Annotated in this window: 9 protein-coding genes; 6 read left to right on the forward strand and 3 right to left on the reverse strand. The window is 42.2% G+C overall.

The features are described from left to right. Positions 1 to 19: 19 nt before the first annotated feature. The 6 genes from CJF29_RS22915 to CJF29_RS22940 all read left to right on the forward strand — a co-directional run bounded on the left by CJF29_RS22915 (position 20) and on the right by CJF29_RS22940 (position 10,184). A complete protein-coding gene (locus CJF29_RS22915) occupies positions 20 to 1,555 on the forward strand; it encodes a sulfatase-like hydrolase/transferase (RefSeq protein WP_099147531.1) in 1,536 nt (511 codons plus the stop codon). A 159-nt stretch (positions 1,556 to 1,714) separates the two neighbouring features. Next, on the forward strand, positions 1,715 to 4,873 hold the full coding sequence (locus tag CJF29_RS22920) for a SusC/RagA family TonB-linked outer membrane protein (protein ID WP_099147530.1): 3,159 nt from the start codon (positions 1,715 to 1,717) through the stop codon (positions 4,871 to 4,873). 27 nt (positions 4,874 to 4,900) lie between these two features. Next, positions 4,901 to 6,673 (forward strand): RagB/SusD family nutrient uptake outer membrane protein, encoded by a 1,773-nt coding sequence (locus CJF29_RS22925; RefSeq protein ID WP_099147532.1) that lies wholly within the window; start codon positions 4,901 to 4,903, stop codon positions 6,671 to 6,673. A 31-nt stretch (positions 6,674 to 6,704) separates the two neighbouring features. After that, complete coding sequence (locus tag CJF29_RS22930) at positions 6,705 to 7,805, forward strand: DUF5017 domain-containing protein (protein ID WP_099147529.1); 1,101 nt, start codon at positions 6,705 to 6,707, stop codon at positions 7,803 to 7,805. A 144-nt stretch (positions 7,806 to 7,949) separates the two neighbouring features. Next, positions 7,950 to 8,894, forward strand: a complete 945-nt coding sequence (locus CJF29_RS22935) for a tRNA-dihydrouridine synthase family protein (protein ID WP_099147528.1) — start codon at positions 7,950 to 7,952, stop codon at positions 8,892 to 8,894. 54 nt (positions 8,895 to 8,948) lie between these two features. Continuing rightward, the gene (locus tag CJF29_RS22940) at positions 8,949 to 10,184 is read left to right on the forward strand and encodes a DcaP family trimeric outer membrane transporter (RefSeq protein ID WP_032844415.1); all 1,236 of its coding nucleotides are present in this window, start codon (positions 8,949 to 8,951) and stop codon (positions 10,182 to 10,184) included. 417 nt (positions 10,185 to 10,601) lie between these two features. Here the strand turns inward: CJF29_RS22940 and CJF29_RS22945 are convergent, their stop codons facing one another. The 3 genes from CJF29_RS22945 to CJF29_RS22955 all read right to left on the reverse strand — a co-directional run bounded on the left by CJF29_RS22945 (position 10,602) and on the right by CJF29_RS22955 (position 15,860). Beyond that, positions 10,602 to 13,673, reverse strand: a complete 3,072-nt coding sequence (locus tag CJF29_RS22945) for a chondroitinase family polysaccharide lyase (RefSeq protein WP_099147527.1) — start codon at positions 13,671 to 13,673, stop codon at positions 10,602 to 10,604. A 35-nt stretch (positions 13,674 to 13,708) separates the two neighbouring features. Further along, positions 13,709 to 14,401 (reverse strand): DUF6250 domain-containing protein, encoded by a 693-nt coding sequence (locus CJF29_RS22950; protein ID WP_099147526.1) that lies wholly within the window; start codon positions 14,399 to 14,401, stop codon positions 13,709 to 13,711. A 115-nt stretch (positions 14,402 to 14,516) separates the two neighbouring features. Continuing rightward, positions 14,517 to 15,860: an LruC domain-containing protein gene (locus CJF29_RS22955; RefSeq protein ID WP_099147525.1), complete on the reverse strand. Its 1,344-nt coding sequence runs from the start codon at positions 15,858 to 15,860 to the stop codon at positions 14,517 to 14,519. Between the last annotated feature and the right edge of the window lie 175 nt (positions 15,861 to 16,035).

The raw sequence follows: 16,035 nt of genomic DNA on the forward strand, positions 1-16,035 counted from the left end.
TCCTAAAACATTCAGCATTATGAAAAACGTTTCGCGTCTACTTCCCCTGTTGTCCGGCATCGTCACGCTGTCAGGATGCAATCAAGCACCCCAAAAGAGCAATGGGCAGAATAACCAAAAGCCTAACATTATTTATATATTTGCAGATGATCTCGGCATTGGTGATTTAAGCTGTTATGGAGCAACGAAAGTGAGTACCCCCAACATCGACCGGCTGGCAGGACAAGGAGTACAATTTACCAATGCTTATGCAACTTCCGCCACCAGCACTCCTTCCCGTTTCGGACTCCTGACAGGTATGTACCCCTGGAGACAAGAAAACACAGGAATCGCTCCCGGCAACTCTGAACTCATTATCGACACTACCTGCGTCACCATGGCAGATATGCTGAAAGATGCAGGATACGCAACCGGTGCAGTAGGCAAATGGCATCTGGGACTCGGTCCGAAAGGTGGAACCGACTTTAACAACCGGATTACCCCTAATGCACAAAGCATCGGTTTTGACTACGAATTTATTATTCCGGCTACCGTAGACCGTGTACCTTGTGTATTTGTAGAAAACGGACATGTCGTAGGACTTGACCCCAATGATCCTATCACCGTAAGTTACGACCACAAAGTCGGCGACTGGCCTACGGGAGAAGAGAACCCGGAGCTCGTCACTTTAAAACCCAGCCAGGGACACAACAATACAATTATCAACGGCATTCCCCGTATCGGCTGGATGACCGGAGGAAAATCCGCTCTTTGGAAAGATGAAGACATAGCTGATATCATCACCAACAAGGCTAAGAATTTCATTGCATCCCATCAGGAAGAACCCTTCTTCTTATATATGGGTACGCAAGACGTACATGTACCGCGCATCCCCCACCCACGTTTCGCAGGCAAAAGCGGACTCGGCACTCGTGGCGACGTCATCCTGCAACTGGACTGGACTATCGGTGAAATCATGCACACACTGGACAGCCTCCACATCGCAGACAACACCATCCTTATCTTTACCAGCGACAACGGCCCTGTTATCGACGACGGCTATCAAGACCATGCTTACGAACTTCTCAACGGACATACTCCGATGGGGATCTACCGTGGCGGGAAATACAGTGCTTACGAAGCGGGTACACGCGTTCCATTTATTGTCCGTTGGCCTGCCCGGGTGAAGCCGAACAAGCAACAAGCTCTTTTCTCTCAAATAGATGTGTATGCATCGCTCGCCTCACTTTTGGACCAACCTTTACGCAAAGGAGCTGCCCCTGACAGTCAGGAACATCTGAACGTTCTCCTCGGCAAAAATAATACAAACCGTGAGTATGTCGTTCAACAGAATCTCAATAACACACTTGCCATCATAAAAGGTCAATGGAAATACATCGAACCGAGCGACGGCCCCGCCATCGAACATTGGACGAAAATGGAGTTAGGCAACGACAAACAGCCTCAACTTTACGATTTATCCTCCGATCCATCGGAGAAAACGAATGTATCAAAACAACATCCCGACATAGTGAAAGAGTTATCCGAATTACTAGAATCCATAAAAGAGAAATAGTTTATGAGAACAGAAAAATTGTATGATTTTGCACCAATCTTGAATAATTCTATCCATATTAGAATATTCAATCCGTCTATCTTTGCAAGCGTAGATTCAATAAAATCACTTAATTTTTAATATATGAAAAAACATTTATCCACTCAAACTAGAAAAAGGATGCTCTCCTCCATCGGACTGATCTTATTTTCTGTTTCTTTTGTACTTGCACAGGTACTTGTTAAAGGTACAGTGAAGGACAACTTAGGAGAAGGAGTGCCGGGAGCCAGTGTTCAGGTACAAGGTACTTCACAAGGAACAATCACTGACCTTGATGGTAAATTTGCTTTTAACGTACCCAATAAGAATTCAATATTGGTTATTTCTTTCATTGGTTATGTCACTGTAGAAATAAAGGCGGACACTCAAAAGCCAATGGTTATCACATTGAAGGAAGATACAAAGACATTGGATGAAGTGGTAGTAGTCGGCTATCAGGAAATACGCAAGAGAGACCTGACGGGTTCTGTTGCCAAAGCCAGCATGGCAGAACTGCTTAGCACTCCGACCGCTTCTTTCGGCGAGACATTGGGCGGACGTATCGCCGGTGTCAACGTAAGTTCGGGCGAAGGTATGCCGGGCGGACAGATGAACATCGTTATCCGTGGTAACAACTCATTGACACAGGACAACTCTCCTCTTTATGTCATTGACGGTTTCCCGGTGGAAGACCCTTCCGTAGCCGCAGCCATCAATCAGAATGATATAGAATCTCTTGATTTTCTGAAAGACGCCTCTGCTACCGCTATCTACGGTGCCCGTGGCGCTAATGGCGTTGTGATGATTACCACCAAGAAAGGTACAATCGGACAACCTAAAATTAAATACGACGGAAGTTTCGGTATTCAGCATATCACTAAAACAATCCCGATGATGGATGCCTATGAGTTCGTCAAACTACAGGCGGAACGTAGTCCAAAAGATATGGAAACTACCTACTTCATGAATTATGACGGCAAGAAATGGGGACTGGAAGATTATAGGAATATCCCGCAATATAACTGGCAGGATGAAATCTTCCGCAGCGCATGGATGCAAAGCCACAATGTCAGCCTGACCGGTGGTTCGGAAGGAGTTCGTTACAACGCTTCTTTATCTTATTATGACCAGGACGGTATCTTGTTGGAATCAAACTACAAGCGTATACAAGGCCGTATGGGTACTACCATTCAAAAGAAGAAACTGAAAATCTATCTGACAACCAACTATTCAAGCACTACAACCACCGGTGGTTCTCCTTCTCAGAACTCATACAGTGGTATGAATAACCTGTTCTATAGTGTATGGGGATATCGCCCTGTGACAGAACCGGACAGACCATTAAACTCGTTGATGGACAATATTATGGACGATGCGATAAACAATACCAACGACTATCGTTTCAACCCTATCATGTCTTTGAAAAACGAATATCGTAAGACGTACGCGAACTATATCCAGTTCAACGGATTTGCAGAATATGAATTTATCAAAGGATTGAAGTTGAAAGTTTCCGGCGGTTACACGTTCGATACCCGCAAAGGGGAAACATTCAACAACTCGAAGACCCGCTATGGTAATCCGAAATCATCCGATAAGGTAAATGCAGAAATCTACCATTCTCAACGTGCAACATGGTTGAACGAAAACATTCTGACCTATCAGACCAATATCAAACGGAAGCATTTCTTTAATAGTATGGTAGGTGTAACCCTGCAAAATTCTGACTATGAATACTATTCATACAAAACAGTGCAAATTCCAAACGAAGCACTCGGAATGGCAGGAATGAGTGAAGGAACTCCGAGTACAACCAAATCATTAAAGAGTTCCTGGTCTATGCTTTCTTTCCTGGGACGTTTGAATTATAACTATAAATCATTGTATTACGCAACAGTTTCTTTCCGTTCCGACGGTTCTTCCAAGTTCCGTGGTGATAACCGTTTCGGTTACTTCCCTTCCGGTTCATTGGCTTGGGGATTCATGGAAGAGGATTTCATGAAACCATTGAAATCTGTTGTTTCTTCCGGTAAATTAAGAGCAAGCTGGGGATTAACCGGTAACAACCGCGTAGGTGAATATGACACATATGCTTTATATCAGATATTAAAAGATAAAGTTGGAGATTTTATTTCGATCGGTAGCCTACCAAGTGGTGTATATCCGTTCGAAAACAGTCTGACAAGTGTAGGTACAGTGCCTACTTCTTTAAGAAACAGAAAACTGAAATGGGAAACGACCGAGCAGTGGAATCTGGGTCTGGACTTGGGCTTCCTGGACGAACGTATCGGACTAACCGTAGACTGGTATCGTAAAACGACTCGTGATTTGTTGCTGAATACTGCACTTCCCACTTCTTCCGGCTATTTCAGTGCCATGAAGAATGTAGGAAAGGTACGCAACCAAGGTGTCGAATTTACCTTGAACACGACCAATATCAGGAACCGCCATTTCTCTTGGACTACCAACTTTAATATCGCATTCAACAAGAACAAAGTATTGGAATTGGCCGAAAACCAATCCTCTCTGTTGAGTGCAGCCAAATTTGACCAGAACTACAACTCACAATACAGCTACATTGCCAAAGTGGGTTATCCGATGGGAATGATGTACGGATTCATCTATGAAGGTACATACAAATATGAAGATTTTGATAAAGTGGGCGATACATATACACTGAAACGTAATGTTCCTTACTTCTCTTCCGAAAGCAATACACAACCGGGTATGCCGAAATACGCAGACTTGAATGGTGACGGCATTATCGACGATAACGACCGTACTATGATCGGTAACGGTATGCCGAAACATACAGGTGGATTTACCAACAATTTCGAATACAAAGGATTCGACTTGAGTATCTTCTTCCAATGGTCGTATGGAAACGATGTATTGAATGCCAACCGCCTGTTCTTCGAGAACAGCAATAAGACACGCGACTTGAACCAATACGCAAGTTACGCAAATCGTTGGACACCGGAAAACCCGGAAAGCAATATTCCGAGAGCTACCGACTCCGGCTCTAACAAAGTGTTCTCTACACGTATTATCGAAGACGGTTCTTTCCTTCGTCTGAAAACCGTATCTTTAGGATATACACTGCCGAAGCAACTGACCAAGAAATGGAAGATAGACAATGCGCGTGTATTCGTTGCAGGTCAGAATCTATGGACATGTACAGGATATTCCGGTTACGATCCGGAAGTATCTATCCGTGAAGGCGCACTGACTCCGGGACTGGACTTCTCCGCTTATCCGAGAGCCTACTCTATCAGTTTTGGTATAAACTTAGGTTTCTAATCAATCATCCTTCAAACAATTATGTATATGAAAACAATAAAAATAATCATCATATCACTTCTTGTCGGACTTAACCTGACTTCCTGCGATTTCCTGGAAAAAGACCCGACGTACACTACCCCTGAAAATTACTTCAAGAATGAAGCGGATGCTGCCTCTTGGCTAACAGGAACCTATGCTATTCTGGGGCAAAGTTCCTTCTACGGAAATGAATTCTTATACCTTGTAGGAGGTGACGATCTGGGACACTATGGAGGGGCTAACCGCGGACCTAACAAAAGTGGCTTGATCTGCAACAATGCCAATACGAGTGATCCGACTGTTGCAGCATTGTGGTATACCTTATACTCCGGTATCAACAGAGCCAATATTTTCCTGGAGAATATTGATGCAGTGCCCGATATAAACGATGATACCCGCAAGCAGTATAAAGCGGAAGCCCGCTTCTTACGCGCATTCTATTATTTCACTTTGGTAGAATGTTGGGGAGATGTACCTTTTAAGACTACTTCTACAGAAGATGCTTACAATCTCTCTATTCCACGTACGGACAAACAGACGATTTATGACTTTATCATCAAAGAGATGTATGGTTCTGCCGAGGATCTTAAATCTGCTCAAGAGTTGAACTATTTGCCGGGACGTGTTTCCAAATCGGCAGCTTGGGGAATGCTGGCACGTGTGTATATGTTCAGAGCCGGTGAGCCTAAACGTGACAAGGAAGTAGGTTTGGCCAACAGTACGACCAGCGCCGAGATTACAGAATATTTCAAGAAGGCAAGTTACTATGCGCAGTTAGTTAAAAACGAAGGTCATTCACTGACTGCCAAATATTGGGATTTCTTTATCGACATTTGTTCTGACAAGTATAACACAGCTCTCAATAAGGATGGTGCCAAAGCTAATGAGAGTATCTGGGAGGTAGAATTTGCTGGTAACCGTTCAACGGATGTACGCGCAGAAGGTAGAATTGGTAATATCATCGGTATTCAGGGAAAAGACCTTTCTTCCAAAGCCTCCATCACCGGTAAAGGTGACCCGGGTTATGCATACGCTTTTATCTGGAATACTCCTAAGCTACTGGAATTGTATGAAGCAAACGGTGACATTGACCGTTGCAACTGGAATATAGCTCCATTCACCTACACCCAATCAGCAGGAGAAGGCACTCCGGTAGACGGTCGTGAATTTGTGAAAGGAAAAAGAGATGAAGTGGAACAACAATATTGGGATCAATCCTTCAGCTATGGCAAAACAGATCCAGGTTCTACTTACGGTGATCGCGAATCGAAGAATGATGCTAATAAGAACCGTAACAGAGCTGCTGCCAAATATCGTAGAGAATATGAAGCAGACAAGAAGAGCAAGAACGATACTTCCATCAACTTTCCTCTTCTCCGCTACTCTGACATTCTGCTGATGATTGCAGAAGCTGAAAATGAAGTCAACCATGGTCCTAATGATCTTGCTTATGAGTGTATCAATGCAGTAAGAGAACGTGCAGGAATCAGCAAGCTTCAAGCAAATCTGGATGAAGAGAACTTCCGCAAAGCTATCAAAGACGAACGCGCTATGGAACTCTGCTTCGAATATACACGACGTTTCGACCTGATCCGTTGGGGAGACTATTACAAACTGATGCAGGAACAAGTGGACAAGGCACAGACTGACGAATCCTGGAAATTCGGAATCAATGTATACACTTACTTCAATATTCCGAAGTCTTACAACTATTTCCCGATTCCTGCCAATGAAATAGGATCGAACGGTGCTATTAAAACGAATAATCCGGGTTGGTAAATCTCTTATTAACTTTAAAAAGAAAAAGGATATGAAGACAATATATAAAAGTTTGATGACTATCGCTTTTGCCGGACTCTGTCTCGCTTCATGCGACAAGGAATTGAAAGAAGAGACAGCAATGGAAGTTGGCGTGGTGACAGACAGCAATGTAAGCTTCGATGGCAAAACTGTGACTGTAAAGAAAGGAAGCCCGGTAACGTTCAGCTTCGATGGTGACCCTGATTTTATCAGTTTCTTCAGCGGTGAGATAGGGCACGAATACAAACACCGGAACAGAATTGAAATGCAACCGGAAGACGTAGAAAAATGTGAAATCAACTTCTCCGTAGTATATGACTATGGTAGTGCGAAAACCATCGAAGGTTCTACTCACATATTAATATCCGATCAATTCGAAGGAATTAGTGGCAACAATGTGGAAAAAGACAAAGAAGCAGTTACTAATTGCGAATGGACAGAACTTGTCAGCCAAGATGAGCTTCCTAAAGCAACCAAAGATACTAAAGACTATTCTTGTCCTTTAATATCTTACTTGGGTAAAGAAATCAGCATTGCTTTCCGCCTCAACCCTCTTGATAATAGCAGCACAATGCCTGTAATACATATTAAAGGCTTACAGCTTAATCTGGAGTTCAACAATGGAAAATCAACCACAATTAATGCAAAGAACTTCGAATTCTCGGCTTTAAATGTAACCTACAATTTAGATGATCTTTCAAAAAACAACACTCATCTTACCAAATTGAAGGAAGCATTAGGAAATAAAAACCTCACACTTGAAGAGATGAAAAGCGCAGAATATGCAGATAAAATAGCATATGCTACTGTAGACGGTAATATTCCTTATTTCTGGAGAATTAGCCAGCCAAGCGATTTCGTAACCAGTGGCGGAGCAGCAGGGTATACAAAAGGAGATACTTGGCTTATCTCCAATTCCATCCTCCTTAACGGTTCCTGCGATCCTGACGCTGGTGTAGCTATCAAGAATATCTCGCAATCGTTGGAGATATACTCACATACCTATGAAGAGGCCGGTACATATACCGCTACTTTCGTAGCCAACAATGCAAACTACGTCCATCAAGGTGGTCAAGTAGTACGTGAACTGACTATAAACGTTGTAGAATAAAAATATATCCCCCAATTTTTCTAACCTTCAATCATAGAAAACGTTTATAAAAATCAGACTTTAATCAATTTAACATCAGAAAGAGAGGGACCGCGAGGTTCCTCTCTTTTACTTTTTCTGTATCTTTGCACAAAAATAAAAATAATGCCAAAGACTCTTCCTATTCATTTTGCCCCATTACAAGGTTACACCGAAGTGTTTTACCGTAATGCTCATGCTGCCTGCTTCGGAGGTATAGATACTTATTATACCCCATTTGTACGACTCGAAAAAGGCGGATTCCGCCATAGAGATGTGCGAGGAATCGAACCCGGGAATAATCAGGTAGCCCATCTGATTCCCCAACTGATAGCCCCTTCTTTTGAAAAAGCAGAAAAAATCTTATCCCTATTCATTGAAAAGGGATATAAAGAAGTCGACATCAATATGGGATGTCCTTTTCCTATGCTGGCTAAACGCCACAATGGTTCCGGCATTCTTCCTTATCCCGAAGAAGTTCAGGCGTTACTTAGCCTGATTACAGAATATCCGCAAATAAGTTTCTCCATCAAAATGAGGTTGGGCTGGGAAGATCCGGAAGAATGTCTGAAACTGGCTCCGATTATCAATGAGCTACCCTTGCGACAAGTGGTTATGCACCCCCGCTTGGGAAAACAGCAATACAAAGGAGAAGTTGACCTTAAAGCGTTTGAGGCTTTTCAGAATGCCTGCAAGCATCCGCTCATCTATAATGGAGATATCAATAGTGTAGAAGATATTCACCGCATTCAGGAACAGTTTCCCGGACTAGCCGGAATGATGATAGGACGGGGATTACTTGCCAACCCGGCATTAGCTTTGGAGTATAGACAAAACCGTGCACTCGAGTTCGATGAAATGAGAGAAAAATTGCAATCTATGCACAAATGCGTATACAATCAATATGCAGAACAGTTGGAAGGAGGAGACGAACAACTTCTGAACAAAATGAAAACTTTCTGGGAATATTTAATGCCGCAAGCAGACAGAAAATTACTGAAAGCAATTCATAAAAGCACAAGTCTCAACAAATATAATCAGGCAATCCTTGCCTTTTTTAATCAACGATGAACTGATAACCAGTAATTTTACGTAATTTTGCGCCCGTTTACAAACATGCACATTATGAAAAAATACATTCTAATCTTTCTTTGTCTGATAACCGTATCAGGCAGTTTCGCACAAATGCAGGATTTCAAGTTCAAATTCTATGGACAGATTCGTACTGACTTCTATTATAATAGTCGTGCTAACGAAGAAACCGTAGACGGATTGTTTTATATGTATCCAAAAGACAAAGTGCGTGATCCGGAGGGGAACGATTTGAACTCAACACCCAACAGTAACTTCTATACTTTATATTCGCGCCTTGGAGTAGACGTTGCCGGTCCAAAACTGGGAACAGCCAAGACATCTGCCAAAGTAGAAGTCGACTTCCGCGGCACAGGCACTTCTTATTCGGTCATTCGCCTTCGTCATGCTTATTTGAATCTGGATTGGGGAAAATCAGCTTTATTACTCGGACAGAACTGGCATCCCTTATTCGGAGATGTGTCTCCGCAGATTCTTAATCTCTCCGTAGGAGCACCGTTTCAGCCCTTCAGCCGTGCGCCACAAATTCGTTATCGCTATACAAACAAGAATTTCCAACTTACCGGAGCCGCAGTGTGGCAATCACAATATACTTCACAAGGACCGGAAGGGAAAACACATAAGTATCTGAAGCAAAGCTGTATTCCCGAATTTTATGTCGGAGCTGATTATAAGAATGGCGGTTTGCTGGCCGGCGTAGGCATTGAGTTGTTATCATTGAAACCACGTACGGAGTCTATAGTAAATACAGATAAATACAAAGTAGACGAACGCATCACAACTCTTTCATACGAAGCTCATGTGAAATACACCAACAAAGACTGGTTCATCGCTGCGAAGAGTGTATTAGGATCCAATCTGACACAAGCTTCCGGTTTGGGCGGATTCGGGATCAAGTCTGTCAACGAACAAACGGGAGAACAAGAATATACTCCGATACGTTTCTCCAGCTCTTGGTTCAACGTTGTCTACGGACAGAAATGGAAGCCGGGAATCTTCGTAGGCTATGCCAAGAATCTGGGAACAAGTGATGCACTATATGCTCCCAAAGGAAATGATGCAAAACTTTATGGAACAGGAACAGACCTTAACCAATTAGTTACGGCAGGAGCAGAACTGACCTACAATGTCCCCCACTGGAAATTCGGGTTGGAATATACATTAAGCTCTGCATGGTATGGTTCGCTCAATACGTCCAATGGGAAAATTCAAGATACCCATGCCGTATGTAACAACCGTATTGTTGCCGTTGCCATGTTTATGTTCTAACCTCTCTATACAATTATTTTAATTATATATCTGTCACCTGTCACCGATTGCTGCTTAACGGTTTGATTATTAACAATTAACACCGTGACAGCAATAGGTGACAGCAGTGTGACAACAATAATGCTGTCACCAGAAACAGATAAACTACATTTCACAACGCGGAGGTATTCACTCTGGAAGCTCCAGGCAATCCTATTTATTTCATGAATGCATTACCTTTGTTTCTCGTGGGGAAACTTTTAGTTTCAAGGCTTGAAACCAAAGGTTTCGTACCGGGAAACTAAAGTTTCAGCATTGGGAAACTGTAGTTTCAGCACCGAGAAACAATAGTTTCAACGGCATGGAAACTATGGTTTCTCCAAGAGAAACTAGTGTTCCCTTATCAGGAAAAGCAAATGATCTCCTATTGTCTGACTTTTATCTCCTTAACTCCACTTCAAAGCTAGCACCATCTTTACAACTGAACTGCAAAACTGTTTGCTTCTTATCAGAAGAAATCACCTTGCAAAACGGAGTTTCTTCTACATTCCATTGCCCTTTTATCGTTACAGTCACAGGTATTTCACTACTGGCATTTTCAATCCATGGTCGTGAATAGATACTACGTTCGATGCGTTTCCCATCTTTATCAAACGCTTCATCGCTTGGACCGCGATACAAAGCTAAATCCGGTTGTGCCACCGTCAACTTAATCTTATCAGCAGATCCTTTATGAATCATAACCAGACAGGAAGTATCCACACGTTGTAATAAACCACCCGGCAATGTCGTTTCAGGAGTTTCAAACAACACATAAGAAATGATCTGTTCGGAAACGGACTCTACAATATGTGCATTCCGGTCTTGCTGTAATACCTTATAAGTGGGCTTCTTTGCAAATTTCTTCATCAGAGTTTCATTCGTCTGAGGCAGAACAGCGTATTCATAACTTCCGTTTTTCGGTGCCTTTCCATGATCTACAACCAAAGAAACCCAATCACCCTTTGTTTCCTTTCCTGTATTTTGCATTCGCGAGTATTGAGGAAAGTTCTTCTCAAACCGGATGGGAGTTGGAACATAATAACCCGTTCCCAAATGGTCCACCCATACTTTCTTATCTCCTTGATAATTTTTCCAATAATCATGCCCTGCTTTATCAGTAACTGCCAATTGGAAGATAGTCGTTTCTGTCGGGAACTCCGTATTTGTATTTTCAATATCCGAACCAAGACAAACAATCATTCCATCGATGAAATGGTAAGATTTACGTGCCCGATGTGATCCGTTGTACTTATCATGCTCATGTAACTTCATTCCAAAATTACCATTCATCTTCTGTTGAGACAAACCACCGGCAAAAGCCTCGTCGGAGTAAAGCATCTCTTCTATTCCAGAGTAACTATCCACATTGAGCACCTTAGCCTGCAATTGCTCCAATGGCAAATGAATAGATGTCACTCCCGGAATACGGTTCCAGTCAAAACCTTCCTGCTGCCAGCCGCTAGTGGCGGGAGTTACTGTCTGTCCCGGTGCAGCAGTCAATATTTGCAAACTGCCGTGTGCCAGGTAACGACCGTATAGATTTGCTCCCAGATAATGCTCTGCTGCCCATAGATAACGGGAATGTCCGCGTGCCACAGCCGACCAGTTACTACGACGTTGGACAGAGACGCAACCATATCCCATCGCTATATTTCCCTGCGGGTCCGGCTCCGGACGGAAACCTTTCTCTATAAGAAGTTTTGCCACCTTACGTTCTTCAGCATTTGAAACCTTAGGCATATATTCGGGAGAGTCATTTGCAATACTTGGGTCTGAAATCAGACGGAGGTAAGAAGAAGCCATTTCACTATCATATTCCTCCTTTCCATCGGGAGAACCGGCTAGAGCCATCATAGCAAAATGCATAGGAACCAGTTTACCTTTTCCATCCGGATGACGACCGGACATGGAAAGAGGGAAGTTCAGCTTATTGCAATAGAAACGCATGGTCAACAGTACATTTTTCACTGTTTCATGAGCTAACTCGGAAACAGCAAATTCCGTCCGGCTGAAAAGATAAATCATATTGGTTGCCCCATCGAGTCCGCCCACAGCATAAGCCGGATAGTTATTTCGATGATGGAAAGCACCTCCGTCTACTTTAAACGAACCGGATAATCCCAATGCAGGACGGCAACCAAAATCAATCCAACGGGAGAAAGACCGGAGATATTGTAGTTTTTCCGGTGTATCTTCCATCATTAAAATGCTGGCAATGCGTCCTGTGGTCTGTGTATTGAAAGAGTCCATATCAATTCCATTGACTTCCGGTTTAGGGTATACTTCGTTAGTAATCGCATACCAGCGTAATGTCCGTTCGGCTTCCTGAAGTTGCCCGGTTTCCCTAAGCACATCTTTCATCAGAAAATATGCCAGGTACAGACCGCGAACACTATAGCCATAATGATGGATGTTTCCCCAACAACTACCATAAGCTACTCCCTGATCGGTTATATGATCGTACATTGCTAAGAACTTCTTCTTCATTTCTTCCCGAATCACCGGATTTGCCGCATTATTATATGCAACGGCAATTCTTTTCATCAGGTCGAAATAAGCACGCATTTCCACTCCCATTTTAGTCAGCATACCTTTATCCCAGTTTGGTATGATCCGTTCATAAGCTTCTGAAGCACGTACCATGTAAATAGGTACTCCCGATACTTGGCCGTTCTTGTAAGTTATCTGATAGAAATCATATTTCTTGCGGATGGTTTCTACTTCTTTATCAGTCGTTTTTCCTTTCGTGTAGATCATATCACGAAAACGCTTTTCCAACAGTTGCATTTCTGCTCTTTGCTTATCGTCTACAGGAGTCAATTCAATATCCGGTTTCAAAAGCGAGTGTTGATAGACAACCAGCCAATGGTTGGTGGTCCCGGCATTGACAAAAGGAACTTGCAGATCGGCCGTCTGTTGACGTGCATCAACTTTAGTAGCCGTAATCAAATGATCGATGAAAAGGCTTCCTTTTGAATTTGGAGCAATAATCCGGAGTTCATTCATGCCTTCTTCCGGTGTGCCTTGCATATCACGTTCATAGCAAACCCATGCGGCACGCCAACCACTGAAATTAATACCAAAAGGGAAAGATGTGCATCGTTTGCCGTCTTTCAGAAACTGAAACTCAATGGTCGCATCTTGGGGAACTTCATTATAAACCCACACAATAAAAGCCGAAAGATATAAATCCTTGCCGGTCGGATCTTTCTTCTCAAACTTCAGGTCTTTCTTGAGTTCCAATATACCACCCGGTTCAAATGTCCATTCCAACGAATGTTTTCCATCTTTATAATGCAGATCAGATACCGACAGGCGGGAATGGGTAGCGGTGATACAATCCGGTATTTGCGGTTCTTCAAAAGAAAACATCCGTTCATCTGTTACAACTTGCGCATGAAGGAATGCTGAACACAAAAGAGAAAACAGAGTTGTCACTCCAAATTTAGTAAAAGGTTGTTTCATCATGGAAATATAGTCTTATTAGGTTTTCAGTATATAAGTCAAAGTATAGTCGCTCTAAAATCTGTAAAGAGTACGTGATTCTGCAAAAGACGTAAACCGAAGTGTCCGTCACCTTCACTACCCGCAAGGGTATAGCGGAACAACTCTTCATCATTCACAGAATAAGTTGTGATTCCCTTTTCCACTCGAATCCGAATCTCATACCATTGATTGGGGACGAGTAAATGAGAGGCATCGGTATATTCTTTCAATAAAGGTTTCACCTTGTCATCTGCCACTCCATAATATTCTCCTTTGTATCGACGGAAACGGGTCGTTGAATTATCATTTCCTCCGTATCCAACGTAGAAAAGGTTTAATGTATTGTAGTTTTTAAAGATGCCGTCACGCCACTGACTACGGGCAAAAAGATCATCAGGGTATTTAGGATCATTGGCAGCCCAGAAGCAGTTCAGATCACTCAAGCGGTCATACTTTCCACCTTGCATCACCATACAAATACGATAATTTATTTCATAATCGCCTGCCAATCGTTGCCGATACCACATAGTCAGTCCGTCTGGAACTATCAATTCTAATGTATCTGCACGTTCTATTATTTGCAAAGCATGGGATGCATCTTCTATTTTCCATTGCTGCACAAAAGAACCTTTGTGTTGTGCCAAAAGCACCACACTATTTAAGAAAAAAAAAGTAATCAAACTGTAGCCTATAAAAAATCGCTTCGTCATTACGGTATTAGTTTAAAGATTATTCTTCCGAATACAAAGAAACCCCTCTTTTCGAAAAAAGAGGGGCTCAAATTGTACAAAATATCTCAAATAATGTATTGACTGGGAAATTGTATTACCAAGCTTCTACAACTTTTTCACCCACCGGATGCAAATACCAATCCTTATTCTCAGCACCATTGCTAGTCACCCAAGCACGAAATTCAGGATAAGCGTCATCAAAAAGCACCTTTTCATAAGCATGTTTTACTCCGACTGGGACTTTAATTCCCCAAACAAAACCATTCTTATTACAATATGGAACACCGTCCATCATCTCACCGGCTGAATCAGCTTCGTAATTAGTATAAAGATAAGAAGGTTTATAGCCTTTCATGTGAATTTCCTTACCCGAATTTGTCACAATAAAGAAGTTCTGATTGTGAGTATCATTAATAAGAGCACGATAAGCCTGCAACTGATCCAAACCTGTATCAAGACCGGTACGGACCTTAGCTCCCAAAACAATTTCCGCACGTAACATACCTTGTCCCGGATTTATAAAGCCTTTAGTAGTCTGAAAGAAATTAGTATTATCACCCAAATCACTCAAACCATCCATTAAGATAACCGGGCTACCGTGTTCCGTATCTATCGTCACTTTACAAAATTGCGACTTACCAAAGAGTTCTCGTTTAGGCATTTCTGCTTTCATTTCTCCAGAAGCAAGTTCTGTTTCCATTCCTTGTCCTTCTTTCAAAACAATACGGGTTGCAACAGTCTCTATATATTTTTTATCCAAGCCGCCTAATACTACACCTATTTTAGTCGGGAATCTACCTCCTTTGGCACGAATGTCTAAAGTCAACTTCAACCCTTCTTTGTATCCCTGACCAGCTTCAAGCCATTTTCCATCCTGACATTCGGTAACTTTCAAATCGTACTCAAAAACAACATCGTTCAAATCATTGTCTTTACCTGGTTCAATCGGCCAATTGTCTTCAAACATAGCAACGCCTGTATTATGATAGAAAAACCATCCATCATCTTCCTCACTAGTTACCGCCACTGCATCTTCAGGTACAGTTATTGCTACAGCTTCACCACTCCGAGTCATATTACTTATCGGAAATGATGCAGCTTTATCCGTTCCATTAGAATACTTCAAATAAATGTTAGCACAGTGAATAGGCACATTCAACTCCAGATTTTTCTCTCCATCAACAAGCAAACCACTCACCAACAAACTTCTTTCTTGATTTTCTGAGTCCCAATACAAATCAACCACCACAGGCTTACTTGAATAGACCTTAGCAGAAACAGCACGGCTAGTTGCAAAATCAAACCCTGCCGGAATAACATACTGTGGAGAATCATCTCCCCCTCCATTATTCACTATTCGTTCTTCATTGCTGCTGTCTGTACAAGCAACAACTAACATTGTCCCCATAAGGACATACATCAAACTTTTAATTTTCATCTTAATCTAATTTTTAAATTTATTGTTTGTTTCTGTTTCGCATGAGAGCCCGGCTTATCACACTTATTTCTAGACTCCATTTGTTAACTTATCAAAAATATATTTAACGCTTAACAGCTTTTTACCTGCCTTTATTTGTAATTTCAATCCTTTCCATCGAAAATAATCACAAGAG

Origin of the sequence: Bacteroides celer (assembly GCF_002632415.2) — a bacterium.
Lineage (GTDB): Bacteria > Bacteroidota > Bacteroidia > Bacteroidales > Bacteroidaceae > Bacteroides.